General features: G+C 62.1%; 26 protein-coding genes. 15 read left to right on the top strand and 11 right to left on the bottom strand.

Annotated features, from left to right (window positions below; all coding sequences use genetic code 11):
* Positions 1–12: 12 nt before the first annotated feature.
* The 10 genes from XH87_RS01725 to fdhD form a co-directional block, all read right to left on the bottom strand.
* Positions 13–1,086: an SDR family oxidoreductase gene (locus XH87_RS01725; protein WP_271585932.1), complete on the bottom strand. Its 1,074-nt coding sequence runs from the start codon at positions 1,084–1,086 to the stop codon at positions 13–15.
* 15 nt (positions 1,087–1,101) lie between these two features.
* A complete protein-coding gene (locus tag XH87_RS01720; RefSeq protein ID WP_035711820.1) occupies positions 1,102–1,479 on the bottom strand; it encodes a sensory rhodopsin transducer in 378 nt (125 codons plus the stop codon).
* A gap of 2 nt (positions 1,480–1,481) precedes the next feature.
* On the bottom strand, positions 1,482–1,922 hold the full coding sequence (locus tag XH87_RS01715; protein ID WP_158668238.1) for a PPC domain-containing DNA-binding protein: 441 nt from the start codon (positions 1,920–1,922) through the stop codon (positions 1,482–1,484).
* A gap of 10 nt (positions 1,923–1,932) precedes the next feature.
* Positions 1,933–3,588 carry a GMC family oxidoreductase gene (locus XH87_RS01710; RefSeq protein ID WP_271585931.1) on the bottom strand — a complete coding sequence of 552 codons (1,656 nt, stop codon included), beginning with the start codon at positions 3,586–3,588 and terminating at the stop codon, positions 1,933–1,935.
* Positions 3,578–4,246, bottom strand: coding sequence for a gluconate 2-dehydrogenase subunit 3 family protein (locus XH87_RS01705; protein WP_271585930.1), 669 nt, complete (start codon positions 4,244–4,246; stop codon positions 3,578–3,580). The genes XH87_RS01710 and XH87_RS01705 overlap by 11 nt, the downstream gene beginning before the upstream one ends.
* Positions 4,239–5,015, bottom strand: coding sequence for a hypothetical protein (locus XH87_RS01700; protein ID WP_271585929.1), 777 nt, complete (start codon positions 5,013–5,015; stop codon positions 4,239–4,241). Before XH87_RS01700 ends, XH87_RS01705 begins: the two co-directional genes overlap by 8 nt.
* A 163-nt stretch (positions 5,016–5,178) precedes the next feature.
* The gene (locus XH87_RS01695; protein ID WP_271585928.1) at positions 5,179–6,276 is read right to left on the bottom strand and encodes an enolase C-terminal domain-like protein; all 1,098 of its coding nucleotides are present in this window, start codon (positions 6,274–6,276) and stop codon (positions 5,179–5,181) included.
* A complete protein-coding gene (locus XH87_RS01690) occupies positions 6,273–8,048 on the bottom strand; it encodes a thiamine pyrophosphate-requiring protein (protein ID WP_271585927.1) in 1,776 nt (591 codons plus the stop codon). Before XH87_RS01690 ends, XH87_RS01695 begins: the two co-directional genes overlap by 4 nt.
* A 184-nt stretch (positions 8,049–8,232) precedes the next feature.
* Positions 8,233–8,598 carry a hypothetical protein gene (locus XH87_RS01685; protein ID WP_271585926.1) on the bottom strand — a complete coding sequence of 122 codons (366 nt, stop codon included), beginning with the start codon at positions 8,596–8,598 and terminating at the stop codon, positions 8,233–8,235.
* A gap of 159 nt (positions 8,599–8,757) precedes the next feature.
* Positions 8,758–9,591, bottom strand: coding sequence for a formate dehydrogenase accessory sulfurtransferase FdhD (fdhD, locus tag XH87_RS01680; protein ID WP_271585925.1), 834 nt, complete (start codon positions 9,589–9,591; stop codon positions 8,758–8,760).
* Positions 9,592–9,895: 304 nt separating this feature from the next.
* On the opposite strand from fdhD, the gene XH87_RS01675 reads away from it, so the two are divergent.
* From XH87_RS01675 to XH87_RS01615, 13 genes are read left to right on the top strand one after another with little or no spacing between them, the layout of a single operon-like run.
* Entirely contained in the window at positions 9,896–12,190 is a 2,295-nt protein-coding gene (locus XH87_RS01675) for an FdhF/YdeP family oxidoreductase (protein WP_271585924.1), read from the top strand.
* A 21-nt stretch (positions 12,191–12,211) separates the two neighbouring features.
* On the top strand, positions 12,212–12,868 hold the full coding sequence (locus XH87_RS01670; RefSeq protein ID WP_271585923.1) for a cytochrome c3 family protein: 657 nt from the start codon (positions 12,212–12,214) through the stop codon (positions 12,866–12,868).
* A complete protein-coding gene (locus tag XH87_RS01665) occupies positions 12,856–15,708 on the top strand; it encodes a 4Fe-4S dicluster domain-containing protein (protein WP_271585922.1) in 2,853 nt (950 codons plus the stop codon). Before XH87_RS01670 ends, XH87_RS01665 begins: the two co-directional genes overlap by 13 nt.
* The gene (gene nrfD, locus XH87_RS01660; protein ID WP_271585921.1) at positions 15,705–17,072 is read left to right on the top strand and encodes an NrfD/PsrC family molybdoenzyme membrane anchor subunit; all 1,368 of its coding nucleotides are present in this window, start codon (positions 15,705–15,707) and stop codon (positions 17,070–17,072) included. The genes XH87_RS01665 and nrfD overlap by 4 nt, the downstream gene beginning before the upstream one ends.
* Entirely contained in the window at positions 17,069–17,587 is a 519-nt protein-coding gene (locus XH87_RS01655) for a DUF3341 domain-containing protein (RefSeq protein ID WP_271585920.1), read from the top strand. The genes nrfD and XH87_RS01655 overlap by 4 nt, the downstream gene beginning before the upstream one ends.
* 2 nt (positions 17,588–17,589) lie before the next feature.
* Positions 17,590–18,114 (top strand): c-type cytochrome, encoded by a 525-nt coding sequence (locus XH87_RS01650; protein ID WP_035711827.1) that lies wholly within the window; start codon positions 17,590–17,592, stop codon positions 18,112–18,114.
* Complete coding sequence (locus tag XH87_RS01645) at positions 18,111–19,181, top strand: hypothetical protein (RefSeq protein WP_271585919.1); 1,071 nt, start codon at positions 18,111–18,113, stop codon at positions 19,179–19,181. Before XH87_RS01650 ends, XH87_RS01645 begins: the two co-directional genes overlap by 4 nt.
* A complete protein-coding gene (locus tag XH87_RS01640; protein WP_271585918.1) occupies positions 19,171–19,575 on the top strand; it encodes a hypothetical protein in 405 nt (134 codons plus the stop codon). The genes XH87_RS01645 and XH87_RS01640 overlap by 11 nt, the downstream gene beginning before the upstream one ends.
* Positions 19,572–20,345, top strand: a complete 774-nt coding sequence (locus XH87_RS01635; RefSeq protein WP_271585917.1) for an SCO family protein — start codon at positions 19,572–19,574, stop codon at positions 20,343–20,345. The genes XH87_RS01640 and XH87_RS01635 overlap by 4 nt, the downstream gene beginning before the upstream one ends.
* On the top strand, positions 20,342–21,283 hold the full coding sequence (gene coxB / locus XH87_RS01630) for a cytochrome c oxidase subunit II (RefSeq protein ID WP_271585916.1): 942 nt from the start codon (positions 20,342–20,344) through the stop codon (positions 21,281–21,283). Before XH87_RS01635 ends, coxB begins: the two co-directional genes overlap by 4 nt.
* Complete coding sequence (locus XH87_RS01625) at positions 21,276–22,949, top strand: cytochrome c oxidase subunit I (protein ID WP_271585915.1); 1,674 nt, start codon at positions 21,276–21,278, stop codon at positions 22,947–22,949. Before coxB ends, XH87_RS01625 begins: the two co-directional genes overlap by 8 nt.
* Positions 22,946–23,590, top strand: a complete 645-nt coding sequence (locus XH87_RS01620; RefSeq protein WP_271585914.1) for a cytochrome c oxidase subunit 3 — start codon at positions 22,946–22,948, stop codon at positions 23,588–23,590. Before XH87_RS01625 ends, XH87_RS01620 begins: the two co-directional genes overlap by 4 nt.
* Positions 23,587–23,904 carry a cytochrome C oxidase subunit IV family protein gene (locus tag XH87_RS01615; protein WP_158668223.1) on the top strand — a complete coding sequence of 106 codons (318 nt, stop codon included), beginning with the start codon at positions 23,587–23,589 and terminating at the stop codon, positions 23,902–23,904. The genes XH87_RS01620 and XH87_RS01615 overlap by 4 nt, the downstream gene beginning before the upstream one ends.
* Before the next feature lie 201 nt (positions 23,905–24,105).
* On the opposite strand, the gene XH87_RS01610 is transcribed toward XH87_RS01615, so the two are convergent.
* The gene (locus tag XH87_RS01610; protein WP_271585913.1) at positions 24,106–24,465 is read right to left on the bottom strand and encodes a PRC-barrel domain-containing protein; all 360 of its coding nucleotides are present in this window, start codon (positions 24,463–24,465) and stop codon (positions 24,106–24,108) included.
* Positions 24,466–25,438: 973 nt separating this feature from the next.
* On the opposite strand from XH87_RS01610, the gene XH87_RS01605 reads away from it, so the two are divergent.
* Together XH87_RS01605 and XH87_RS01600 are read left to right on the top strand one after the other, a co-directional pair.
* Positions 25,439–26,083, top strand: coding sequence for a hypothetical protein (locus tag XH87_RS01605; RefSeq protein WP_271585912.1), 645 nt, complete (start codon positions 25,439–25,441; stop codon positions 26,081–26,083).
* On the top strand, positions 26,002–26,328 hold the full coding sequence (locus XH87_RS01600; protein WP_271585911.1) for a hypothetical protein: 327 nt from the start codon (positions 26,002–26,004) through the stop codon (positions 26,326–26,328). Before XH87_RS01605 ends, XH87_RS01600 begins: the two co-directional genes overlap by 82 nt.
* The last annotated feature ends 23 nt before the right edge of the window (positions 26,329–26,351 follow it).

The following is a 26,351-nucleotide window of genomic DNA, read 5'->3' as shown; positions in this document are numbered from 1 at the left end:
GCGCGGAAACACTCATCCAAATCGCAAACTGCGTTCACGTCGACGAAGTCTGCTCCTCGTACTTCGAGACGCACGCCCTGCTGCCACGGCCAATGCAGCTGCTCCCAGTAGCGCCGCTATCGGAGCAAGCCGCAGCATGCTTGCCGGCGCGGCAAAGGCGCTGTCGACCGCCTCCGAATCGAAGCTACCTCTGGTGCGATGAAGGCCGCGCACCGGTTGCTCGAGGTTATCCGGCCGCATTCCATCAATTGGCCGCTCCGTCTGTTGACCGCTGATACAGGTTTGAGCGAGATAGCGATCCAGCAGGCCCGGCACGATCATGTTACCGAAAATGACCTTGAGGGTGCTGAAGCCGATCCAGTACTCCCTCGCCGGCCTTTGAGCCGCATCGTACACCGTATTCGCGATGACCTCGGGCTCGACAACGGGTGCCACCGGCCTCGGCGTCCGGGGCATATGCGTCCTTGCCCAATCGAATTGCGGCGTGTTGACCGCCGGCAGCTGAAGCATCATCAACTTGATCCGGCTCTGCTCGTGCCTCAGCTCACTTCGCAGCGAATCTGTAAAGCCGCGGATCGCGTACTTGGCTCCGCAATAGGCCGACTGCAGCGGAATGCCGCGATAGGCCAGCGCAGATCCGATCTGGATAATGGTGCCGCTGTTGGAGGGGCGCATGTGGCGTAGAGCCGCCATCGTTCCGTGCACGAAGCCCAGATACGTCACGTCTGTGACGCGGCGGAATTCATCGGGCGTCATGCGCCAGACCGGCGAGAAGACGGTCACCATCGCATCGTTGATCCATATGTCGATCGGACCGAGCGTCGATGCGATGCGATCGGCGGCCGCAAACACGGCGCTGGCATCCGCAACGTCGAGAGCCGTCACGACTGCCTGTCCGCCGGCGTCCTCGATCTCGCGCCGCACCTCCTCGAGCGCCTCCGCATCCCGGGCAATCAGGCCGATCGCGTACCCCGCGCGGCCGAAACGATGCGCGATCGCGCGCCCCACCCCGGCAGATGCTCCTGTGATTACGACAACTGGGCGCGATCGGATCGTCGCCTGATATCCGCTTCCTTCGTCGTGCATCGAGACAACTCCTCACTACGGTGCGGCCGGATACGCGATGGTCGACAGCAGCGCCATCGCCGGCTGGCGCGAGTCGAGCCTGGTGTGCTGGACGATCAGCGGCTCGCTCGCCTCGATGACGGAAGCGTAACTCGTGTCGCGCGGAACCGGCGCCGGGTCGGTCAGGTCGTTGAACCGAAGGTGCAAGGTGCGCTTGGCCGGCACCTTCACCCGGTACGGACCGACCGGAGCCCTGTTCTCAAAGAAGAGTGTAATCCGGACGTCAGCATCACGATCGCCGGTGTTCAGGAAGCAAGCCGCCTCATGAGACACGAGGTCGTGCGCGTCGCTGACGCTGTCGCTTGGGATGTAGCCTTCGGGAATGGCCCACAGCGTCCGGCCGATACTCTGCATCGTCATCGCTCCAGCTTGATCAACGCGAGCCCGGTAACGGGGTCGTGCGCTTTCTGAAGGTGTGCCGGGCTTTCGGTGATGATCACCTCGAGGGTGGGACGAACCCGGCCGGATCCCAGGTGACCGGCAAGGGCGGTGCCGTCCCGCCGGCCGACGACCAGATGGATGTGCACGGAAGGCTCGCCTGAAGGCGCAACGGCGATATCGCCGACGAGCGAAGCGACTTCCACCTGTTCGTCCACGCGGTTTTCGAGATAGGATTTTGTCTCCCAATCGAAATATTTCAGCACCAGCCCGCTGAAGGCTCCGATACCGGTGACTTGGGCTGCGGAGATCCGTTGCTGAGCTGCAAACGACTTCAGGCTTTCCATCGCCTCGTCGCCGCTGTCGAGGATGACCGCAAAGGTTCGCTGCGCACCGTCGTTGAGAAGCTTGTGCTTCATCGATATTCTCCTAGTTCAAATTGACCTCTCCCAGTCGGGACAGCGCCCGGATTCGGTCCGCCGTGCGGCAAGCGATCGCCTGGATCGTCAGAGACGGATTCGCGCCGCCCACCGTCGGAAACACGGAGCCGTCGCAAATCCACAGGTTGGGAATGTCCCAACTGCGGCAATCTGCGTTGACGACGCTGCTGTCCGGCCGATCGCCCATCCGGGCCGTTCCGTTGAGGTGACAGGTGTCGTCTTCCTGGACCCAGATGTTCTTGGCGTGGATTGCGCTCAGAGCCCGGCTCATGAACGCGATGGAGTGATCGATCAGGCGCCTGTCGTTGTCGCACCAGGAGTAGGTCACGCGCGGAATTCGGAGCCCGTATTGATCGCGCTCGTCTGCCAACGTGACGCGGTTGTTTTCCTGAGGCAGCATCTCCCCAACGATCTTCAGTCCTACGACGTGATTGTAGCGCTTCATCTCCTGGACGAGCCGCGCCCCCCAGAGACCGTGCGCCGTCGCTTGGGTATTGGCCCACAGCTGCGGCAGAGGGCCCTGGCTCATGTACGCGTAGCCGCCAAAGAAATCCTTGCCGTCGTCCTCGTAATTCCAATGCTCCGTGATTGCGAGGGACGGCGGGCCCTTGTATGAGCGAACCTCCTCGTCCATCTCGCCCCACACGGCCTGGTTCGCCTGAGCCATGAGGTTCTTGCCCACGAGTCCGGAGCTGTTCGCCAGGCCGCTCGGAAACTTGTCGGTCGCCGAGTTCAGCAAGAGCCGCGGCGTCTCGATCGCATAGCCGGCCACTACCACGTTACGTGCCCTTTGGAAGCGCCACTTGTCCTGGCGGTGATAGTGCACACCGACAGCGAGTCCATTCGCATCGGTCTCGATCCGGCCGACCATGGCGAGATCCCGAATCTCGGCGCCGGCGGAAAGAGCGCGTGGAATCCAGGTCACGAGCGCGCTTTGCTTTGCATTGGTCGAGCAACCGGTCACGCAAAAGCCGCGATAGACGCATGGATGCGCGAGGCCACGCGGTGCCGAAAGAGTTGCGAGCGGCGTCTCCGTCCAACCGATACCGAGGGCCTCGCAGCCGCGCGCGAGCGCGCGGGCGGCAGCATTGAGCGGATGAGCGCGATACGGATATCGCGGACGCGGCGGCCCCCAGGGGTAGTTGACAGGACCGGAGATTTTGAGGGCCTGCTCGACCTCCGTGTAATACGCCCACATTTCGCGCCAATCGATCGGCCAGTCCGCGCCGTAGCCAAGCTTGGTCCTGGCTTTGAACCAGTCCGGCCGGAAACGGAGCGACACCATTGCGAAATGCACCGTCGAGCCCCCGACGGCCTTGCCGCTGTTGTTGCTGCCGAGCTGCAGGGGATTGTCGCCATCGACGATACGATCGTCAGTCCAATAAAGCTTGGTTTGCTCGGACTCGTCGGAGGCGAAATCCTCGAGCGGCCGGAAGTAGGGTCCGGCATCCAGCGCAACCACCGAGAATCCATATTCGGCCAGCTTGCAGGCGAGTGTCGCTCCGCCGGCACCGGTCCCGACGATCACGAAGTCAACCGCGTCATGATCCGAATATTCTTTCATGCTTACCCAGCCGCCGGGCCGAAAGACGTCCGGTGCGCGGCCGTCGCGTGCACGGGGACTATGCCGGCCATCATCGGACATTGCGATTGGTCCTGAGAGCGTCGGCCTCGCGACCTGGCTTGGCTTCGGCCGCCTCCCACGGATCGCGATCGTTGAAATCGAGGCGCACGTAGCCGCGCGGGCTGGCGGGCCCGCCCCACCCGACCTCGCTCCACGCGGTGGGGTGGGAGTAGTAAGCAAGAACGATGTCGCGTAGCAGACGATGCTTGAAGAACGTCCGGGAGGGCATGCCGGCCCATTCCGGAGCATCCAATTCGCCTGCCTCGCAGCGCCTCAGCAGATCGTCTTGGTCAGCGTCAGTGATTGCTGCAAAGCCGCGGTCGTGGCGAACTCTCGCTTCCGCATCGAGGGCCCTGAGCCCCCTTTGCCAAGCTTCTCCGTCGCGCGGCAAGCCCTTTGCACGGTAACCGTCCAAAACGCCGGCTCGCAGCTTGCGGTCGAGCAGCCCCGCAACAGGAACTGGCGACCTCGAACAAGGTTGCGGCACGATGCGATCGGCGACAGCGGCGAGGATCTCGAACTCCTCCGCGGTCAGGAATTGCGGTGTGTCTCCCACCTGCAAGCGACCCGCAACCACCTCCCGCGTCTTTTCATTCCAGGATGGGCCTCGCCACTTTGCAAGCACATCATAACCGGGGTAGGCGTCGCCAGCACCCCGCTCCGCGTTCCGGTCAAGCATTTCGTGCCTCTCTCATCAATTCTAGCGCTGCCAGACCCGCCAGCGCGAGGCCGGCGAAACTCGGTGGCGCCGGTAAAGGCGGTCCATTGAGAATGTTCTGGCTCCAATTGCGCCAACCTCCCATGTTTCGGGAGACGCCGTACGCGTGGAAGCCAACGCCGGCAAAGCCCATTCCCACAAGCAACCGCATCCACCATCGCGCGAGGCCGCGCGGCCGTGCTCCGCCATTCACCACGGCCCCAGCGAGCAAACCAGCTCCGATGGGCGGGAGAGTGACGGGAAGAGCCATCAAGGGGTTGTGAAAGGCCCCGCGAAAATGGAGCAGCCCCGCCTCTCCCGAAGTACCCAGCAGGCCCAGTGCAGTTACGGTCGCGACCGTCTCGCCCGCCGGAAGGTTGAAGACGCGATGACCCCGCCGGCCTCCATTGGCGCGCACACGTTCTGAGCAAAAGCCCAACAAGCCCGAGAGCAGAATAGCCATGGGCGCCCCGAGGGGAGCACCGTAGAACACGTTCTGCCAGCTCAACCCGCCCACTTTCTTCGTGACATTGTAGATGTGAAAGCCTGTCCCGAGCAGGCCGGTGACAGCTGCTGACAGGTAGGACGCGTCACGGGCTTGATGCGCCATCGGGCGCCTGTCTGCGGTGCCGTGCAGGCTCATCGCCAGGGTCAGCCCGGCAACGATGAGCGGGGTGAGCATGGCCTTGTTCTTGAATGAACCGCGGTAATGCTCGACGGCACTGTCGGCAAGGACCGACGCCGCCAACATGCCCGCCGCGCGATTGAGTCGCCGAGCGGCCAAAACGGTCTCGGCTTCGGGCCATCCCAGATGGGAGGCGGAACGAGGTGTCGAACGCTGCAGCGACTGTGCGCGTCTCACTTCACCCAGCGCGGCTTGGGAGACACGGCTCCGATCCCTGGTTCTCAATTGGTCAAATCGCATAGCGTGCAGCATCCGCGTTCTTGAAGATCAAACCATTGCCTGGTCGCGACAGGTCGGGCTGGATCGCGCCGCTGCGTGGCATCGGCGCCCCCTCGAACAGCATGTGCTCGATGCGAACGTGGTCGTGAAACCACTCCAGATGCCGCAACCGCGGCGCGGCACAAGCGGCGTGAAGATGCAAAGCCGGGGCGCAATGACCCGACAAGTCGATATGGTGCGCTTCGCAAAGCGAGGCGATCTGCAGAAATCCCGTCACGCCGCCGCATCGCGTGATATCCGCCTGCTGTACGTCGACCGCCGACGCTTCAAGCATCGTCCGCACATAGTCAGTTGTATACGCATACTCTCCCGCAGCCACGTCCATGCCCGCTGGGGCGCGGGCGCGAACCGCACGTAAACCTTCTAGATCGTCCGACGACACCGGTTCCTCGAACCATTCGACACCGCAGCATGCGAACAACTCCGCAAGCTCCAGCGCCTGCTTCACCGAATAGGCGCCGTTAGCATCGACGAAGAGGCTTGCGCGCTCGCCGATCGCACGGCGTGCGACTTGCACGCGATGCGGATCGAGGTCCGGTTCGGACCCCACTTTCATCTTGACGTTCACACAGCCATCGTCGGCAACCCACTTGCCAAGCTGCTCAGCCAGCTCGGCGTCGGAGTAGGTCGTGAAGCCTCCGCTGCCGTAAATCGCCACATTCAAACGGTAGCTTCCGAGAAGACGCACCAGCGGCACATCCAAAAGCCGTGCCTTCAGGTCGTAGAGAGCCGTGTCCACAGCTGAGATCGCATTTGCGGCAAGACCTTCGCGCCCCAGATTGCGCACGGCCCGTTGCATCGCCATCCAGACGGCTTCAGGCGCCATGGCATCCTTCCCACGGACGATCGAGCCGAGCTTGCCCACGATCAGCGCCACAATGCTGCGATCGGAATACGTGTACCCTATCCCTGACTTGGCGCCGGCGGCGATCTCGACCAGGACCAGTGTCGTGGAATTCCAGCGCATGGTCCCATCGGCTTCGGGGCGATCGGTTGGGACCTCGAAGGCGCGCGCTTTTACCGACTCGATGGGAACCTCAAGCATCATTCCTTCCCTGGCAGTACGCTCGTCAGCAGCTCCTTGGCGCTGTTCTTCAAAACGCTCCCAAGCTCCGGTTCGGACGGAATCATGCTGACGAAGTTCTTGGCATCCTTCAGTGTGATGTGGGGAGGCAGCGGCGGCACATTCGGATCCGTGTACGCCTCGAGCACGACCGGACGATCCGCCGACAGCGCTTCGTCCCAGGCGGCCCCCACCCGTTCCGGATCGTCGACAAAGATTCCTTTAAGGCCTACGAGCTCGGCGTAGCGATGATACGGAAAGTCCGGGATACTCTGAGTCGACAGCGTCTTTCCTGCACCGAGCTGGATCCGCTCCTCCCACGTGACCTGATTGAGATCGCGGTTGTTGAGAACAAGGACGATCAGGCGTGGATTTGACCAGGTCTTCCAATATTTCGAGATCGTGATCAGGACGTTCAGTCCGTTCATTTGCATGGCGCCGTCGCCCATGCACGCGATCACCGTTCTGTCCGGATAAGCCATCTTGCCGGCCAGAGCATAAGGTGTGCCGGCACCAAGGGAAGCCAGTCCTCCGGAAAGCGAAGCTTTCATGCCTCGGCGCATCTTCAAATCGCGAGCGTACCAGTTGGCGACGGAGCCCGAGTCCGCCGTGATGATCGCGCTCTCAGGCAAGCGTGGTGACAACTCCCAGAATACGCGCTGCGGATTGAGGGGCTCTGCGGTATCCATGGCGCGCTTCTCGAGCGTCTGCCACCATTGTTGCACACCTTCCTCGATTTCGCGGCGCCACGAGGACTTCTGCGTCTGCTTCAGATGAGGTAACAGCGCCTTCAATGTCGCAGAGCTGTCTCCAACGATGTTGATCTCCATGGGATAGCGCAGGCTCAACCGCGCGCCATCGATGTCGATCTGGACGCCGCGCGCCGAACCGGGCTTCGGCAGGAATTCGCTGTAGGGAAATGCGGATCCGATCATCAGGAACGTGTCGCAGTTCTTCATGAGGTCCCAGCTGGGCTTTGTGCCGAGCAATCCGAGAGAACCTGTCACGAAGGGTAGATCGTCTGGGACGACCGCCTTTCCCAGCAGGGCCTTGGCCACCCCGGCCTGGAGGCACTCGGCTACTGCGATGACTTCATCGGTGGCGTCCAGAGCGCCTGCGCCAACCAGCATTGCAACTTTGCTGCCGCTGTTCAGAACCTCGGCGGCCGCGCGCACAAGACCATCGTCCGGTTGCTTCGCCGGCCCGGCATATCCAACGCCGGTGTGGGTCGCGCCGTGGGCGAGAGGCGGATCCTGGTAGTCCAGTTCCTGCACGTCTTTGGGAAGAATCACACAAGCGACCCCGCGCTTGTTGTGGGCGATGCGTATGGCCCGATCGATCAGGTGGCGCACCTGCTCGGGCACGCTTGCCTGCCCGACGTATTCGGCGACGTCCTGGAACAGGACCTGCAGATCGACTTCCTGCTGATAGCTCGCCCCGATAGCGCTTCTCGCCTGCTGGCCGACGAGAGCGACCACAGGGACGTGGTCCATCTTGGCGTCGTAAAGTCCGTTGAGAAGATGGATGGCGCCCGGGCCTGACGTTGCATAACAAAGGCCGACCTGGCCCGTAAACTTGGCATGAGCGGAGGCCATGAAGGCTGCCATCTCTTCGTGCCGCACCTGCACGTATTCGATCTTGTCTTTCGCCTGCTCGAGAGCGACATCCAGGCCGCCGACACCGTCCCCGGGATAGCCGTAGATCCTGGTCAATCCCCATTCGGACAGCCGCTGCCAAACGTATTCGCTGACGTTCATTGGATCTTCTCGATTGTTGATGCGAACGACACTCAGCAACGACCAAGGCTGTCGAAACGTTTCGGAGCTCTCCTGGTCCTCACGACGATCTCCGTACGCTGGCGTACGTCCGGGTTTGTTGACGCGCCACGAACACCGCAGAGCCGGCCCAGGTCAGCCGCGATGTTCGCCAAAGCTGCGGCGACTATTTTGAGGTGGCGCTGTTGTTCGAAGAGTTGGAGCCGGTCGTGCCCTGAGATTTAGCTGAGGAGCCGGATCCAGTCGTTGACGTGTTCATCGCTTCGAACACCGACATGCCATGTGGACCAATCGTCATCACCATGGGATTGCCGTCCTTCGTCTTGGCCTGCACGACGAAGGATTCGGCCACGACCTTGATGTCGGTGAAGCCTGCCTTCTTGAGATCGTCTTGAATCTTCTGGGCCGCCGTGCTCTGGCCCGAGCTTGTGGCGGACTGCGTCGGACTCGTGGAAGTCTTGCCACTTTGTGCGAGCGCTGGACCGGAAACGGTTGCCGCGAGCAAGAGGGCCGCCAAGAGTGTGGTTTTCATTGCTGTCTCCTTGAGTACTTGGGAATGGCGTATCGCAACAGCGCTGGGCGCCTTCAGACGTTCCGTCTGAAACAGCGGCGGCGACTTAAAGTCGGTACGAGGCCGGACGAAGCCGGCTCTTTGTGACAGCGCCAGGACCAAAATGAGCGGGAAGATGATTCAGGGACGGCCGCTGCGGCAGGAAGATTGTTCTCTTTCAAAGATCAGTCGGCCGGGGTGACTGAATATCTCGTAACCATCGTCACGCGCGACTGCGACGAGCGTTACGCCGGCCCGTTCGGCGGTCTCGATTGCCAGTGAGGTCGGTGCCGAGACGGCGACGAGGAGTGGCACTCCCATCCGTGCGGCCTTTTGCACGAGTTCGACGGAGACCCGGCTGGTGATGAGGAGGGCCCCCCGTGACCTCTCCAGACCGGCTCTGGCCACCGCGCCGGCGAGTTTGTCCAGCGCGTTGTGGCGACCGACGTCTTCCCTGACCAATCGGATGTCGTCGCCATCCCAGAACGCGGCAGCATGCATCGCGCCCGTCGCCTGATTGTGATGCTGGAGCGGTCGCAGCGAGCGCATCGCTTCCAAAATGTCCGAGGGACGAAACCCGCCCTGGCCGACGACATGCACCGGCGGTGGGCAGGCTTGCTCCAGACTTTCGATTCCGCACAGACCGCAGCCCACCGGCCCGACCATCGCCCTCCGCCTTTTGGCCAAAAGATGGGCGTATGAGTCGTCGAGCCAGATCCGGACTTCGCAGCCGAGCTCGAGCTCGATGACATCGACGCTAAGGATAGCATCGCTGTCCGCCACAATACCTTCGCTGAGGCTGAATCCGAAGCCGAAATCCACCAGATCGGCGGGCGAGGCCATCATCACCGCATAGGTCGAGCCGTTATACGTGATGGCTATGGGCCGCTCCTCCGCGACCCTTCGCGAAGATGCTATCGGATCGCGCCCTCGCCAGACCAGTTCTGGTTTGTCGAGGGTGCAGCGATCATCCATGGCAGGCTCCGCGATCTAAGGTCTGGCAACCGCTGCCGGGCACACGCGTTCCGTCACTCCATGGCACAGCCTCCTCGAATCAACGTCAGGCGAGTGCGAGATTCCTTGTACGGCAGCGGGCAGACAATCGGCTTCGAGCACCCAACGCACCGTGCTGCTCAAATGAAGTCTCTGGTCCTGTTGCGCTTTTCCCCGCCACGTCCGGTCCGCCCCCGACGCTGCAGGAACTCCCGTCCAGGAACCGCCGTTGCCAACGTGCGTTGGCGAGACACAGCCCGACTGGTTCCCGAAGAGAAACAAGATCATGGTGCAATCGAACAAAGCTGGCGACGACGCTTCCGATACGGTTGAATACGATGGTCCAGCTGGCGGGTGGGGCTCGCTCGAAGGGATTGCGAGGATCTTCGGCAAAGAGTGGGACTCGCCGGCGGCACTGAATACCCTTCGCCGGCAAAACAAGCCGAAAGGATTCATGTGCGTTTCCTGCTCATGGGCCAAGCCGGCGAATTACCACACGTTCGAATTCTGCGAGAACGGGGCCAAGGCGACGCTTTGGGAGTTGACCTCGCTCCGTTGTACGCCGGAATTCTTCGGCGAACACACGCTGACCGAGCTGCTCTCCTGGACTGATTACGACCTCGAGCAGCAAGGACGCCTGACGCATCCGCTGCGCTATGACAGTGCAACCGACAAGTACGTGGCGTGCTCCTGGGATGAAGCATTTCGGGCCATCGGCTCGCAATTGAAGGCGCTCGATCCGAAGTCAGTCGTTTTCTATTCGTCCGGCCGGGCCAGCCTTGAGACTTCCTACCTTTATGCGCTGTTCGCGCGGGTTTATGGCAACAACAACCTGCCTGACAGTTCGAACATGTGCCACGAAACGACGTCCGTGGCGCTCAAAAAACTGATTGGTGCCGGCGTTGGGACTGTGGTCTTCGACGACCTCAGCAACTGTGATGCGATGTTCTTTTTCGGCCAGAACACGGGATCGAACAGCCCACGCTTCCTGCATCCGCTCCAGGACGCCGCCAAGCGAGGCGTTCAGATCATCACCTTCAATCCCGTGCGCGAAAAGGGCCTGGAAGTCTTCATCAATCCCCAGAACCCTGCGGAGATGCTGACAGGAAAGACGACGCAGATCAGCAGCCAGTACCACCAGGTGAAGGTTGGCGGCGACATCGCCGTCATCGTCGGGATCTGCAAGCATGTCTTCGCCGCGGACGATGCGGCCAAGCAGCAAGGCAAACGTGTCATCGATGCTCTCTTCATCGAGCAGCACACGCACGGCTTCGAAGAGTTCGAAGCCGAGGTTCGGGCGACGTCCTGGAACGACATTGAAGCCGCGTCCGGTCTCAGCCGATCGGTCATCGAAGGTGCTGCGCAGGTTTACGTCGAGGCAGACCGCGTAGTCGGCATCTATGGCATGGGGCTGACCCAACACGTGCACGGCTTCCAGAACGTCGCCATGCTCGTCAACATGCTGCTCCTGAAAGGAAACATCGGTCGAGACGGCACCGGGATCTCGCCGGTGCGCGGGCATTCGAACGTGCAGGGTCAGCGTACCGTCGGCATCTCGGAAAAGCCCGAACTGGTTCCGCTCGACAAATACGCCAAGCAGTTCGGGTTCGAGCCGCCGCGCGAGAAGGGCATGAACACCGTCGAAACATGCGAAGGCGTACTCGACGGCAAGGTCAAGGCTTTCGTCGGGCTTGGCGGGAATTTCGTGCGGGCCATTCCCGAACGGTCGAAGATGGAAGAGGCCTGGCGGGGCCTGGAGCTGACGGTTCAGATTGCCACCAAGCTCAACCGCAGCCACCTCATCCATGGCAAGGCCGCCTACCTGCTGCCATGCCTCGGCCGGACCGAAGAAGACATCCAGGCAAGCGGGCAGCAAGCCGTCACCATGGAGGACACTTTCAGTTGCATCCAGGGTTCGATCGGGCTGCGCAAGCCGGCCAGCGAACAGCTGAAATCCGAGGTGGCGATCGTCGCGGGTCTTGCCGAGGCAACCTTGCACCCGAATCCCAAGCTGAAATGGGATGACTGGGTCGGCAATTACGATCTCATCCGCGACGAGATCGCCGAGACCTATCCGGACGAATTCCACGAGTTCAACGCGCGCATGTTCACCCCAGGCGGATTTTATCGCGGCAACTCGGCCCGCGAACGTATCTGGAAGACGCAAAGCGGCAAGGCCGAGTTTACTGCGCCCGAGACCCTCACCTCCACCGGCTTCCCGGATGCGCCCGGTCGCTTCCGGCTCCTGACCATGCGGAGCAACGATCAGTTCAACACCACGATCTACGGCTACAGCGATCGGATGCGAGGCATCGAGGGTACAAGGGACGTATTGCTGATGAATCCGGACGAGATCGCCCGCGCCGGACTTCAGGAAGGCCAAATGGTCTCCCTCGTCAGCGACGCTGAGGACGGCATCGCGCGCGAGGTCGGTCCTCTCAAGGTGACCCCGTTCAAACTGCCGGATGGCTGCGTCGGCGCTTACTATCCGGAAATGAACCCGCTGATTGCGCTGTCGCACCACGACATCCATTCGAAAACGCCGGCCGCGAAATCAGTGCCTGTCCGAATTCGGGCTTGAAGGCCGGGCGGCTGGGGGCCGGTGATGCAGCTCTTTCGTCCCGGCGCGAACACGATTGCGACCTTGGCGATAGCGGCGATTGGAGCAGTTCCGGTGCTTGCGGTTGGACTGTCTTACGAGGTGATGCGGTCCCCTTACGTCACCAACCAGAATATCACCCGGAATCAACCCGTGCCGTTCAGTCACGAACATCATGTTTCGGGTCTCGGTCTCGATTGCCGCTATTGCCACACCTCCGTGGAGAAGGCGCGCTTTGCCGGCATGCCCCCGACCGAGACCTGCATGACCTGCCATTCGCAGATCTGGACCAATGCGCAGATGCTGGCGCCGGTCCGGGAGAGCCTTGCCAGAAGCAAACCGATGGCATGGACGCGCGTCCACCGGCTTCCGGACTACGTTTATTTCGATCATTCAGTCCACGTCGCAAAAGGGGTCGGCTGCACCACCTGTCACGGTGACGTCGGACAGATGCGGCTGATGCGGCAAGCGGCTCCCCTGACGATGCAATGGTGCCTCGATTGCCATCGCAATCCCGCACCCTACCTGCGCCCCCGCGAGGCAGTTTTCGATCCGAAATGGCGACCGCCAAAGGATCGGGCCGAGATCGGGGCAAAGCTTGCTGCGGGTTACCACATCAAAACGGATCACTTGACGGACTGCACCATATGTCACCGCTGAAGGAATTGCCGACACGGCCAGATCCAGCGCGGCGAAGCAAGCTCAACCGCCGCCAGGCGCTCGGCCTGCTCGCGAGCGGCATGGCGAGCAGCCTCGCGGCCTGCAGCAAACCTGACGAGCAGATCCTGCCCTATGTCAGAATGCCGGAGCGGATCGTTCCTGGCGAACCCCTGAAATTCGCGACGACCCTCGGCCTCGCAGGGATCGGACGCGGCGTAATCGTGACCTCGATCGACGGCCGACCGATCAAGGTAGAGGGCAACCCGCGTCATCCAGGCAGCCTGGGCGCCACCGATGTTTTCGCCGAAGCCGCCGTTCTCTCGCTCTATGATCCGGACCGCTCGCGCACCATCCTGCACAACGGAGCCATAGCGTCCCGCGAAGCTCTTCTTGGGGCACTGACGACCGAGCTCTCCGAGGCCCGCGGCAATCAGGGCAATGGTCTGCGCCTTTTGACCAGCCGTACGACGTCACCTACCCTTCTACGCCAAATCGACATGCTTCTTCAGTCGTTCCCGGCAGCGTCGTGGCACGCGTACGACCCGACCGACGACGAGAATGCTCGCCAAGGTGCGCAACTTGCTTATGGTCAACCCCTTTGCAGCGTTCCCGATTTCGCAAGGGCACGCGTGATCGTCACCCTCGATGCCGATCCGCTTGGACATGGGCCCGACCAGATGCGAATCGGCCGCGGCTTCGCACAACGGCGCAGCGACGCCGGCGCTTTCTCGCGTCTCTATTGCCTCGAAAGTACCCTCACGTTGACGGGGGCAAAGGCGGACGAGCGTCTTGCTCTCCGTCCCGAGGCGATCGAACGGCTAGCGGAAAGTCTCGCGCGGGAACTCGGGGCAGCTACCGGCGTGACCGAGCTGCCTGAGCGCGAACGCCTGCTGCTTCGAAAGATTTCGACAGACCTGAACGCAAGCAAGGGCGAAGCGCTCGTCCTCGCGGGTCCATCGATGTCGAAAGAAGTTCACGGATTGGTTCACTGGATCAACGCTCAGCTGAATGCACCAGTTCGGCTGATTAATCAGATCGATCGCACCCCGTCTGGACGGCAGGCCGGAACGCTCGACCAGCTCGCGGGCGATCTCGAGGCCGGGAGCGTGCGCCAGCTGTTCATTGTTGGCGCCAATCCCCTCTACGACGCGCCGGCTGACTTGCAATTCGAGGCGAAAGCGCAGAAGGCGCCGTTCCGCCTGCATATGGGCGAGTATGTCGACGAGACGGCGGTCAACGCCAATTGGCATGTGCCGCAAAGTCATCAAATCGAGGCGTGGTCTGATTTGCGTGCCAGCGACGGGACCGCGAGCCTCGTCCAACCCTTGATCAAGCCTCTCTACGGGAGCTTCGGCGCGCATGAGCTTCTCGCCTGGATCACCGGGAAACACGACGCAAAGCCTTACGAGCTGGTGCGGCAGACCTGGCGAAGCGAAGCCCATGGAGACTTCGAGGCATGGTGGCAGCGGGCGCTGCACGACGGCATCATTGCAGGGACCGGCTCAGAGGCTGTCGAGGCTGTCGCAATGCTCCCCCCGTCCATAGCCGTCGAAGCCGAGGACAAGCGCGAGGACGATCTCAGCCTGGTTCTACGTCCTGATCCCTGTGTGTGGGACGGCTCATTCGCCAACAACGCCTGGCTGCAGGAATGTCCAAAGCCGCTCAGCAAGCAAGTCTGGGGTAATGCGCTCGCGCTGCATCCCGACGATGCGAGCCACCTCGGGCTCAAGCCGGGCGACGTTGTCAAGATCAGCGCGCATGATCGCTCGATAGAGGTCCCGGTGCTGCTCGAACCGGGATCAGCCGTGGGGATCTGCGCGCTTAACCTGGGCGGAGGCCGGCAAAACGCCGGCGCCATAGGCAGCGGCATCGGGGCCAATGCCTACATTCTCCGAACCTATGACAAGCCCTGGCGCTTGGCGCAAGTCTCGATCAGGCGGACGGGACGCGAAGAGCCCATTCTCACGACCCAGAACATCGTGCGGACGCCAGATGACGTGCGCGAGCTTTATCCGTCGTATCAGCGTGGGCACGTGCCGCCCTCGATAACGCCCTTCGATCCGCCGAGTTTGATGCCCGAAAAGCCGAGGTCGGGCGATGGCCATGCTTGGGCGATGGTGATCGATACGTCCGTTTGTATCGGCTGCAACGCCTGTGTCGTCTCTTGTCAGGCCGAGAACAACGTTCCGGTCGTGGGACCGGAGCAGGTCGCCATGGGGCGGGATATGCATTGGATGCGCGTCGACGTCTACGATCACGGCTCAGCGAACGGCCCGCAACTCGGCTTTCAACCGGTGCCCTGCATGCAATGCGAGCATGCACCTTGCGAGCCCGTCTGCCCGGTCGCAGCATCCGTCCACGATAGCGAAGGCCTGAATGCGCAGGTTTACAATCGCTGTATCGGCACCCGCTTCTGCGAGGCGAACTGCCCCTACAAAGTGCGGCGCTTCAACTTCTTCGGCTACGCGAGCGGCGAGGAATACGGCAATCTCGGCGCGGAGTCCTACCGCGGGCAGAAGAACCCGGAGGTCACCGTTCGCGCCCGCGGCGTGATGGAGAAATGCACCTACTGTGTTCAAAGGATCAGCGGAGCGAGACGAGCCGCGGAACGCGAGAGCCGGGCGCTCGGTCCCGACGAAGTACGGACCGCTTGTCAGAACGCCTGTCCCACCCGCGCCATCAGCTTTGGAGACCTCAACCAGCCCGACGCAGAAATCAGCCGCCGGAAGACTGATCCGCGCCACTACACTCTGCTTGGCCATTTGGGCACGCGCCCGCGCACCACCTATCTGGCCGACGTCCGCAATCCGGCCCAATCGGACGCGGAGGAGCGGACATGAGCGAGGTTCTCGCGGCCAAGGCCCCTCCGGCGCACCGTTGGATCTCATCCGAACGTGCCGATGACCTCGCCATCACGCAAGCGGTTGCTGATCCGCTCTTCACCGGTTTCGGCAAGCGCTGGTGGCTCGCACTCCTCGTGACCCTCCCTTTCGTGCTTTGGCTGTTCATAGCAGTCGTGTGGCTGTTCTATCGGGGCATCGGAATATGGGGCGTCAATTCCACGATCGTCTGGGGTGTTGCGATCGCCAACTACGTATGGTGGATCGGCATCGGCAACGCCGGCACGCTCATTTCGGCAATGTTGCTGCTCACGCGACAGCGATGGCGCGCCTCGATCAACCGCTTCGCGGAAGCCATGACGCTGTTCGCCGTTGCGATCGCCGGGCTGATGCCGATCATCCATCTCGGCAGGCCGCTCTATGCCTATTGGCTTGCCCCATATCCGAACACCATGGCGCTCTGGCCGCAATGGCGGAGTGCCCTGGTGTGGGACTTCTGGGCCATCGTCAGCTACCTGCTTTTCTCGATCCTATTCTGGTATGTCAGCCTGATCCCCGATCTCGCCACCATGCGCGACCGCACACCGCACCGCGCGGGCCAGCTGCTCTACGGCGCTTTCGCATTGGGTTGGCGCGGCTCGGCGCGCGAATGGACGCGCCTCAAGATCCTTCATACGACGATGGCTGCCTTGGGCGTCCCGCTGGTCTGCTCGGTCCACTCGATCGTCGGACTCGATTTCGCGGCCAGCCTGATGCCCGGCTGGCAGGAGAGCATCTTCCCGCCGTACTTCGTGGTCGGCGCGATGTATTCGGGCTTTGCCATGGTCGTCGTGCTCGCGGCCACGATTCGATGGGGCCTCAGCCTTCAAGCCATCATCACCTCGCGCCATTTCGACGTGATGGCCCGCATCCTGCTGATGGCCTCCATCGTCATGTTCTATTCCTATGCGACCGAGTGGTTCATGGGCTGGTACGGCGGCGAACACGCCGAACGCGAGGTCGTGCGCTTCGAATTTACCGGGACTTACGCACCGCTGTATTGGGCCTTGCTGGCCTGCAACTGTCTCATCCCGCAGCTGCTCTGGTGGCCATTCGCGCGACGGTCGCTGCTCATGCTGATACCGATCGCGATCGCGATCAACATCGGAATGTGGCTCGAGCGAATTCTGATCGTCTGGAACACGCTGTCACGCGGGTACATGCCGTCCCTCTGGCGCGCCTTCCACTTCACTTTCTGGGACTGGAGCTTCCTGATCACGCCGCTCGGCCTCTTCGCCTTTCTGTTCCTGGTCTTCATGAGGCTGGTACCGAGCGTGTCGATGTTCGACATGCGCAAACTCGCTCACGAGGAGGCAGCTGCATGACAGTGAAACTCTTGGCGGAATTCGTCGACGGCGAAACCCTTCGGTCGGCACTGGTGCGCGTGAGGAGCACGGGCCATGCTGCGCTGGATGCATTCACACCCTATCCGATTGAAGGGCTGGACGAACGGCTTGGGCAGGAGCGCCCGCGGATCCGCCTCGCGATGCTGGTCGGCGGGCTCGCGTCCGCGGCATTCGCGTACGGTCTGCAATGGTACAGCGCGGTGATTGACTATCCGATCAACAGCGGCGGCCGCCCCCTGAACTCTTGGCAAGTGTTCCTGTTGGTCCCTTTCGAGGTCGGCATTTTCGCTGCCGCTCTTGCGGGAGTGCTCGCCTTCCTTTGGTCGTGCCGTCTGCCGAGACTCCACGATGCCCTGTTCGAGATCCCGGGCTTCGAACGCGCAACGCAAGACCGCTACTTCCTGTTGACGGCTTCCGGAATCAGCCCAAACGATTTGAGGGCGGTCCTCACTGGAGCAGGCGCGGTTGCAGTCACGGAGCTGCGCTCGCCATGACGATGCGTCGGCTGGCATGTTTGACGATGCTGTTGGCAGCGCTCGGAGGCTGCGGCGATCATTCCATGTCTCAGCAGAATCGTTACGGTACGTTCTCGAAGGCGCCTCTGTTCAGGGATGGCACCGAGGCCCAATCCCTGCCGAAAGGTACCGTTGCGCAGGGCGACCTTGCGCGCGCACGGCAGATCACGACGCCGCCTGCCGTCGACATGGCCCTGCTATCGCGCGGGCGGGAGCGTTACGACATCTACTGCTCCCCCTGTCATGGGCTCTCCGGACACGGCGACGGCATGATCGTGCAGCGCGGGTTTCCCGCCCCGCCCTCCTATCATTCCGCCCGGCTTCGCGCAGCCGATGCCCGGCACATCTTCGACGTCATCACCAATGGCTACGGTACCATGTATTCCTATGCCGCCCGGATCGAGCCGCGCGACCGCTGGGCCATCATCGCCTATATCCGGGCGCTCCAGCAATCTCAGCAAACCGACATGGCCGCCGCGCCGCAGCTGAGGAGCAAGCTGCCATGATCGCCGCGCTCCGCAACCAGACGCTGAACGCGCTCGGCACCCCGCTGGCGGCGGCGGGCGTCGCGTTGCTGGCCCTCATGGCTGCGCTGGTGCTCGCGGCGGCACGTCTCGGGACTCATCCAAGTCTACTGCGGGGCTGGCTCGTCGCATTCGCGATATGGAGCTGTGCCCCGATCGGCAGCATGGCATTGCTGCTCATTCACCGCCTGACCGGCGGTCGATGGGGAGTAGTCGCCGCACCGGTGCTGCGGACGCTCGCGGCCATGATGCCTCTCGTGGCCATCGCCTTCGTCCCCGTTCTCGCCGGACTGACCGACATCTATCCCTGGGCTGCAACTCCGAGCCGGATCAAGCCGGATGTCACCTTCTGGTATCTAGGCCAGTCGTCGTTCATCTTGCGAGCCCTGATTGCGCTGATCGGATGGTGCGTGCTCGGGCTGACCTTTGCCGTCCGGGCCGGCGGGCGACTGCCGGCCGCTTTAGGCCTCGCGTTCTACGGCTTCACAATCAGCATGGTTGCGGTCGATTGGTTCCTGTCCGTCGAACCTCATTACGTCTCCACCGCCTTCGCTTCCATGATCGCGATACAACAGCTGCTCGCCGCGTTGGCCGTCGTGGCCGTTTGGGGGACCTCTCACATCGCAGGCGAAGGGCGGAGCGATATCGGCAAGCTCTTGATGGCAACGCTGCTGGGCGTCGTCTACCTCGAATACATGACGTTCGTCGTCGCCTGGTACGGCGATCTGCCTCACAAGGCCGGGTGGTTCATTGAGCGCAGCACGGCGGCATGGACTGCGGCGCTGGTTGCGACCTTTGCGCTTGGTGCAATCCTGCCGTTCGCGATGCTGCTGTTCGCCGGCGTGCGCGGCAGCCGCGCCGGGTTGCGCGCGGTCGGTCTTCTGCTGCTGCTCGGGACCAGCATGCACTTTGCCTGGTTGCTCGTGCCTGCATTCTCGGAGCAATCCGCCGTGGCAGCGACCGGTCTTTGCTCGCTCGTCATCCTGACCGCCGCGTCCATGCTCTTCGGGCGGGGCATTGCATCCGCGGAGGCGTGCAATGCCGACTGAGGAGATGGGCAACCGCGCGCTGCCCCAACCGGCCGATATCCACAGCCGCGCCGTGCTGGCCGTTGTCGGCTGCTTTCTGCTCTTCGTGGGCGCCGCAATAGCCGGACTGCTGCTATTCCTGAATAATCGGGCGCCAGGCGCATTCAGCCCGCGCGTCGAGAGCCGGTTCCCTTCGCCGGAGCTGCAGACATCGCCTGAGGTCGACCTCGCACGGCTTGAGGCCGCACAACGAGCGCAGCTCTCCAGCTACGCCTGGGTCGATCGCGACCATGATCTTGCGCGCATCCCGATCGATGAGGCGATGCAACTCGTCGCGGGACGCGGCGAGCACGCCTATGATGCTCCCCAGGTTCGCCCGGCCTTGCCGCCCCACGTGAGCGGAGGAATGCCATGAGGCGGGCCGTTTTTATCCTCGCGCTTGCGCTCTGGCCGACACTCGCGCAGGCCGGATTGACGGAGCAGCAGATTGGACAGGTCGGCTTCGACCCACCTGCGGATGCGCACCTCCCGCTCTCCTTGCAGTTCACGGATCTCGGCGGCCACCAGGTGTCCATCCGGCAAGCAATCGGTGGACGTCCGACCCTGTTGATTCCGGCGGACTTCACCTGTCAACAAATTTGCGGGCCCGCGTTGACCATCGCAAGCTCTGCGTTGCAGCAGACTGGCCTTGCTCCGGGACGGGACTACAAACTCGTCGTCATCGGCATAGATCCACGCGACACCATCGATGACGCGCGTCGTTTCACGCGGGGACAGATCGGGGAAGAGGGCACATCGGTCCTGACCGGATCGCGAGAGGCCGTCGCCGCGCTCCTCGGGGCCATCGGCTATCATACCGAACGCGACAGCAGCCGCGACGCGATCGCACATCCGGCCGCCTTCGCCACCGTCGCGCCGGACGGCCGAATCGTCCGGACGCTGTCCAGTCTGGCCCTGCAACCGCGCGATCTGCGCCTCGCGCTGCTGGAAGCCGGCAACGGCTCGATCGGGGGACTTTCCGGACGCATCGCGCTGCTTTGCTATGGATTTGATGCGGTGCACGGCATCTATACCCGCAGAATCGCCGCTATTCTGCAGATTCTCGGGATCTCGACCGTTGCCATCATGGGCGCGCTGATCGGGTTGATGCTGGTGCGCAGCAGACGTCACGGAGCTTCAGCATGAACTCGCCGTTCAGGCTGCCCGAAGCAAGCACGCACGCCGTCACGGTAGATCACATCTTCTATCTTCTGCTGCTTTTGTCCGGCGCGACTGTGGTCCTGGTGTTCGGACTGATCCTGCTGTTTGCCGTCCGGTATCGCCGCGGCTCGTCCGCCAAGCGCGGTCCGATGCCTGAGATCCTCAGCCGCGAATTCGAAATTGGTTGGACGGTTGCGACGTTGCTGACTTTCGCCTTCCTGTTCTGGTGGGCGTCCTCCGCCGACCTTGGCAGCCTGGCCGCTCCGCCGAGCGCACTGGAAATCCACGTCGTCGCGAAACAATGGATGTGGAAGACGCAGCATCCGAGCGGCGCCCGCGAAATCAACGCCTTGCATGTACCGCTGGATCAGCCGGTCCATCTCCTGATGAGTTCGCAGGACGTCATCCATTCCTTCTTCGTGCCGGCCTTCCGGATCAAGAAGGACGTTGTGCCCGGCCGCGACACCGACATCTGGTTTCAGGCGACCAAGAGCGGCACCTTCCCGCTTCTGTGCGCCGAATATTGCGGCACCAATCATTCGATGATGCGAGGCAAGATCGTGGTCATGCGCCAGGACGACTATGCCGGATGGCTGGTCCAGCAGCCCGAAGGCGACGACCTTGCCCATGAAGGAGCGAAACTGTTTGTGTCGCAAGGATGCTCGGGCTGCCACGCCGCCTCGTCGAACGTCCACGCGCCGCGGCTGGCGGGACTCTATGGCCGCGCTGTGCAGCTGGCGGATGGGCGCACCGTTTCCGCGGACGATGCCTACATCCGGGATTCAATCTTGCAGCCGAAGCGCGACGTCGTCGCTGGTTATGAACCGGTCATGCCGAGTTTCAAGGGGCTGCTCGACGACGGCGAAATCCAGAGCCTGACGGCCTATATCCGCTCACTCAGCAAGGAGCAGCCAGATGACTGACGCCCTGCTTGCCGGAGAGCTGCCGCTGCCGCCCCACCCGGATTATCTGCGCGACGGCTCGACCGTAGGGTCCTGGCTTGCCACCACCGATCACAAGCGCATTGCGATCCTCTACGCGGTGACCATCACGGTCTTCTTCTTTCTGGGCGGCGCCGCAATCACGGCCGTGCGGCTCGAACTGTTCGAGCCTAACGGATGGCTGTTGACATCGGACACCTACAACAAGCTGTTCTCGTTCCACGGGATCATCATGGTCTGGTTCTTCTTGGTGCCATCGATCCCCAACACGTTCGGCAATTTCCTGCTGCCACTGATGATCGGGGCACCCGACGTCGCATTTCCGCGGCTCAATCTGTTCAGCTGGTATCTGACCATCGCAGCCGGCGCGTTCACCGTTTACGCGCTCGTCGCCGGCGGCGTCGACACCGGCTGGACGTTTTATACGCCTTACTCGTCGATGTTCTCCAACACTCATGTGTTCGCGGCGGCGGCTGGCGTGTTCGTCGTCGGCTTTGCCAGCATCGCCACGGGCGTGAACTTCATCGCGACCACCCATATGCTTCGCGCACCCGGTATGACGTGGTTCAGGTTGCCCCTTTTCGTCTGGGCCATCTACGCGACGTCGCTGATCATGGTGCTGGCAACGCCGGTGCTCGCGATTTCGCTGCTGCTTGTGATCGCGGAACGCGTCTTGGGGCTGCCGATCTTCGATCCCGCGCGCGGCGGAGATCCGATCCTATTCCAACACTTGTTCTGGTTCTACTCACACCCCGCCGTTTACATCATGGTCCTGCCCGCCATGGGGGTCGTCTCGGAGATCATTCCTTGCTTCGCGAGGCGGCGGATTTTCGGATACGACTTCATGGTCTACGCCATGCTTGCGATTGCCGGCATCGGTTTCTTCGTCTGGGGACACCACATGTTCGTGTCCGGACAATCGGCCCTAGCGAGCCTCGTGTTCTCCTTCCTGTCGTTCATCATCGCGGTGCCTTCGGCCATCAAGGTCTTCAACTGGACTGCCTCCCTCTACCGCGGGCAGATCAGCTTCGAATCCCCGATGCTGTATGCGCTCGGCTTCGTCGGACTGTTTACGACCGGCGGGCTCTCCGGCCTATTCCTCGCCTCGATCCCGGTGGACATCCACGTCACCGATACCTACTTCGTCGTCGCGCACTTCCACTACATCATGGTGGGAGGTTCGGTCTCCGCCTTCTTCGCCGGCCTGCACTTCTGGTGGCCCAAGGTTACAGGCAAACTCTACCCCGAGAGCTGGGCGAAATTCGCCGCCATCCTCATGTATGCCGGCTTCAACATGACCTTCCTGCCGCAATTCTTCGCAGGCTACCTCGGTATGCCGCGGCGGTATCATACCTATCCAGCAGAATTCCAGATCTACAATGTGATGTCCTCCGCTGGAGCAGCAGTACTCGCCGTCGCATACCTGCTGCCGCTCGGCTACCTGGGCTGGTCCCTATTCTACGGCGGGAAGGCAGCGAAGAACCCCTGGGGCGCCACCGGCCTCGAATGGACCGCGACTTCGCCGCCGCCGCCGAAGAACTTCGACCGGCAACCGCGCGTGGATCGTGGGCCCTACGATTACCACGCCCAGGGTATGTCAGCCGGCACCGATCCTCCGGAAATGCAGAGCGCGAGGGACACGCGATGAGCGAGGAGAGTGCACTGCTGAGGGAACCCTGGTTCGATTTCGGCCGGCAGCGCGAGGCAGGCAAATTCGGCATCTGGGTATTTCTCGCCAGCGAGACGCTGTTCTTCGGGGCGCTGATGCTCACCTACACGGTCTGTCGGATCGAACATCCGGAAGCGTTCGCTGCCGCCGGCCGGGAGACAAATATCTGGTACGGTACGATCAATACCGCCGTTCTGTTGACCAGCAGCCTCACCATGGCAGTCGCTGCGCAGGCGTCCGAACAGTCTGCGCGGCTGCGACGCCTTGTGCTTTCGTGCCTCTTGCTCACCGCGATGCTCGGCCTTGCGTTCATCGCCATCAAGGGCTTCGAGTACAAGGAAGACATCGACAAGCATCTCGTGCCGGGAGCCGAGTTTGCATTGCCTCAGCGCGGGGCCGAGCTGTTTTACGGATTCTATTGGCTGGTCACGGGCGTACATGCGATCCACCTGTCGATCGGCATTGCGCTCGTGAGTCGCCTGTTCTGGGTGCTGCTCCGTCGCGAACTGCCTGCGAAAGACAATCCCGAGATCGAGGTCACAGCCTTGTACTGGCATCTGGTCGATATTGTCTGGATCTTCCTCTACCCGCTGATCTATTTGCCGGGGCGCGCATCATGAGCGACCGCGAAGAAGCAGGTGGGGATGCCCGCTCAAGCGATGGTGTCCGCCGCTTATGGGCGAGGAACCTCTTGATCTGGGCCGCGCTCCTCGTACTCCTGCTGCTCAGCCTCGTCGCCGCCTATATCCCCATGGGCCGAGTGACGACCGCAAGCGGGATCGTCATCGCTGCGGCAAAATCGACCCTCGTCGTCTTGCTCTTCATGGAGCTTGCCTCGGCGAAGCCGCAGATCCGCGTCGCCGCGATTTCAGGGCTTGTTTTCCTGGTCGCGATGTTTGCACTGACCTTCGTTGACGTCCTCGCGCGGCCCTGACGATGGCTGCAACGCCTCTATGGCGCACTATTCATGGGGGAGCGCTGTATGAGAGGCTCTGATGCAGCCACGTTCGAATGCAGCTTCAGGAGGGGAAGACTTTTGCTACGCTCGAAGACGTGACTGCATCAGTTTGCTGCGACGCCAAGTGTCCAGGATCCGTGCACGTCACCGGAAGCCGTCAGGCGGACGTTTGGTTCCTCACGAGTTCTGAAACTCCCTCATGTCGAGCCGCAAGCCGGCCTTGTTTGCTTGATCCGCTGTAACGTAAGGCAAGCCATAATAGCTCAGCTTCGGGCTCCATCGCCCCGTTTGGCCCGGGTACGGGAAGGCATAGGTCCCTCCGCCAGCAGACGCTTCGCGGGAGATCACGACGGCCGCGAGCTTTCCGCCGTTGTCGAAAACGAGATCGGAGACATAACCGTAGCCATGTCCTGCCTGCAACCGCGCATAGTCCCCGATGACCTTCGAGATCGAGAACTCGTGCAGCTCGTCCTGGGCCTGGCCAGGATCGACAAAGAGACCGTATTCCCGCGACCTCAAGTCGGAAAAATCGGCCACGATTGCTCCTTCGTGAAGCGGACGCAGGACCCGCTTGAATGGAATCCGGGAGATAAATTCCGGCTCATCCTTCGTCCTGAAGCCTCGACGAGCAGCGACATGATCTGCCCGTCGTCCGCCATGACTACGTTCCGGACTGCTCCCATATAGCGCCACCGTTCGGACCGGCGCGAGAGCGCAGCAAATCGGCGCATGCGCCTAACTCCAACAATGATCTGATCCGCCGCCTGCCACCTCGATCGCGCAGCCTGCTGGCTGGTCGCTGCGACGATGTCCGACTGAAGCCGACGCAGATGATGATGCAGGAGCGTCATCTTCCCATGCAATATGCCCACTTCATCGAACACGGCGCGGCTTCGCTCACCGCCAGAGCCGGAAATTCCCGTCGAAATTCAGACGGTTGGAGCAAAGGATTTCGTCGGCATACCTTGGATCCTTGGCATGCGGATTTCCCCAACACCGATGCATGGTCCAAATTGCCGGCAGCGCGCGACGGATAGAAGCCGACTCGCTGATCGAGCTCATGAGGGAGGACGTCGCCATCGAGAAACTACTGCTGCGGTATGTGCAGGCGACGTTGATCCAGAGCTCACAGCTGGCTGCGTGCAACTCGTGCCACAGCTTGCAACAGCGATTGGCTCGGTGGCTGCTGGTCGCCGCGGACAAACTGGCCTCTTCCGAAATTCCGCTCACGCACCGATGCATGACGCAGGTCCTCGGCGTGCGGCGCGCCGGCGTTGCGGCGGCGTTGTCCAGTCACGTACAGAGAGTGAGCCGACGCACGGAACGCGACCGGCCCCCGCCTTGTTGACGCATGCGCTGATCTGGAGGCTCGGCGTGCACCCGCCCCCGTGTCTCATGCCGAGCAAATTCCGGGCCTGACGGCGGTTAATCATCCACCTCTACATGCGCACCAGCCGGGACGCCGATTACGATCTTGACGAGTCTAGGTCTCCAAGCAAAGGATGCTCTCGTGCAATACGGTACCATTGCTCGTGTCGTCCCTTTGGTGTTTGTTCCGATTACCCCGATCGCCGCGCGCGGTCATGTTGAGGTTGTTCACGCCCAGATCACCGGGTCTATAGCGGCGACCTGCTTGCTGGGGTTGGGAATGGCCATCGTCGCCGCCGGGTTGAATCGCGAGCACCAAAGCTTCACCCAAGCGCGCGCCGGGTTGCTGTCAAGCATGCTGGTCTTGTCCGTCATCGCTCTTCTGCTTCCCGCAGTCTTCGACTACACCGGCCGCAGCATTCGTCATGTCAACGATGTGGGGGCCTCCGATGAGCGGCTCAGCTTGGCCGTGTCTGTCGTGCTGCTCATTCTCTACTCCGGAAATCTCGTCTTCACCCTCATCACTCACAGAAACATCTTCGCAACCAATGAGGAGGCTTCGGTCAAATCGGCCTGGTCGGCCCCCATATGCTTGATCGTGTTGATGGCATGTACCGGCGCGGCGGCCCTGCAGAGCGACTTCGTCTCCGGCGCCCTGATGGAGGCAGCCAAATCCACGGGCGTCACCCCCTCTTTCTTGGCGTTGTGGTGCTCGCGCTGGGCGGCACCAGTTCGGACATATTTGCAGCCGTCTGGTTTGCTCGGCGCGACCGGATGGGCCTTGTGATGACGCTCTGCATCGGATCGGCGATCCAGATTGCTCTAGTTGTCGCTCCGCTTCTCGTCATCTTTTCCTGGGCGATCGGGAAGCCCATGACCCTCGTCTTCCAGAATCCCGTCGACCTATTTTCTATTGCCGGCACCGCGTTCATCGTAAATGCCATCACCAGAGACGCCGAGACCACCTGGTTCGAAGGCGCACTGCTCATCGGTGTTTACGTGGTGTTGGCGCTTGCATATTTCTTCTCTTGAACTGGAAACGGAGAGCTGATCTC

Origin of the sequence: Bradyrhizobium sp. CCBAU 53415 (genome assembly GCF_028128735.1) — a bacterium.
GTDB lineage: Bacteria > Pseudomonadota > Alphaproteobacteria > Rhizobiales > Xanthobacteraceae > Bradyrhizobium.
The sequence above is the reverse complement of the archived record's forward strand: the minus strand, read 5'-3'. Positions and strand labels throughout refer to the sequence as shown.

Bases quoted from the DNA above. Each gene is read 5' to 3' on its own strand.
- XH87_RS01725 (WP_271585932.1), bottom strand. From the start codon at position 1,086: ATGCACGACGAAGGAAGCGGATATCAGGCGACGATCCGATCGCGCCCA.
- XH87_RS01720 (WP_035711820.1), bottom strand. From the start codon at position 1,479: ATGCAGAGTATCGGCCGGACGCTGTGGGCCATTCCCGAAGGCTACATC.
- XH87_RS01715 (WP_158668238.1), bottom strand. From the start codon at position 1,922: ATGAAGCACAAGCTTCTCAACGACGGTGCGCAGCGAACCTTTGCGGTC.
- XH87_RS01710 (WP_271585931.1), bottom strand. From the start codon at position 3,588: ATGTCCGATGATGGCCGGCATAGTCCCCGTGCACGCGACGGCCGCGCA.
- XH87_RS01705 (WP_271585930.1), bottom strand. From the start codon at position 4,246: ATGCTTGACCGGAACGCGGAGCGGGGTGCTGGCGACGCCTACCCCGGT.
- XH87_RS01700 (WP_271585929.1), bottom strand. From the start codon at position 5,015: ATGTTGGCGGCGTCGGTCCTTGCCGACAGTGCCGTCGAGCATTACCGC.
- XH87_RS01695 (WP_271585928.1), bottom strand. From the start codon at position 6,276: ATGATGCTTGAGGTTCCCATCGAGTCGGTAAAAGCGCGCGCCTTCGAG.
- XH87_RS01690 (WP_271585927.1), bottom strand. From the start codon at position 8,048: ATGAACGTCAGCGAATACGTTTGGCAGCGGCTGTCCGAATGGGGATTG.
- XH87_RS01685 (WP_271585926.1), bottom strand. From the start codon at position 8,598: ATGAAAACCACACTCTTGGCGGCCCTCTTGCTCGCGGCAACCGTTTCC.
- fdhD (WP_271585925.1), bottom strand. From the start codon at position 9,591: ATGGATGATCGCTGCACCCTCGACAAACCAGAACTGGTCTGGCGAGGG.
- XH87_RS01675 (WP_271585924.1), top strand. From the start codon at position 9,896: ATGGTGCAATCGAACAAAGCTGGCGACGACGCTTCCGATACGGTTGAA.
- XH87_RS01665 (WP_271585922.1), top strand. From the start codon at position 12,856: ATGTCACCGCTGAAGGAATTGCCGACACGGCCAGATCCAGCGCGGCGA.
- nrfD (WP_271585921.1), top strand. From the start codon at position 15,705: ATGAGCGAGGTTCTCGCGGCCAAGGCCCCTCCGGCGCACCGTTGGATC.
- XH87_RS01655 (WP_271585920.1), top strand. From the start codon at position 17,069: ATGACAGTGAAACTCTTGGCGGAATTCGTCGACGGCGAAACCCTTCGG.
- XH87_RS01650 (WP_035711827.1), top strand. From the start codon at position 17,590: ATGCGTCGGCTGGCATGTTTGACGATGCTGTTGGCAGCGCTCGGAGGC.
- XH87_RS01645 (WP_271585919.1), top strand. From the start codon at position 18,111: ATGATCGCCGCGCTCCGCAACCAGACGCTGAACGCGCTCGGCACCCCG.
- XH87_RS01640 (WP_271585918.1), top strand. From the start codon at position 19,171: ATGCCGACTGAGGAGATGGGCAACCGCGCGCTGCCCCAACCGGCCGAT.
- XH87_RS01635 (WP_271585917.1), top strand. From the start codon at position 19,572: ATGAGGCGGGCCGTTTTTATCCTCGCGCTTGCGCTCTGGCCGACACTC.
- coxB (WP_271585916.1), top strand. From the start codon at position 20,342: ATGAACTCGCCGTTCAGGCTGCCCGAAGCAAGCACGCACGCCGTCACG.
- XH87_RS01625 (WP_271585915.1), top strand. From the start codon at position 21,276: ATGACTGACGCCCTGCTTGCCGGAGAGCTGCCGCTGCCGCCCCACCCG.
- XH87_RS01620 (WP_271585914.1), top strand. From the start codon at position 22,946: ATGAGCGAGGAGAGTGCACTGCTGAGGGAACCCTGGTTCGATTTCGGC.
- XH87_RS01615 (WP_158668223.1), top strand. From the start codon at position 23,587: ATGAGCGACCGCGAAGAAGCAGGTGGGGATGCCCGCTCAAGCGATGGT.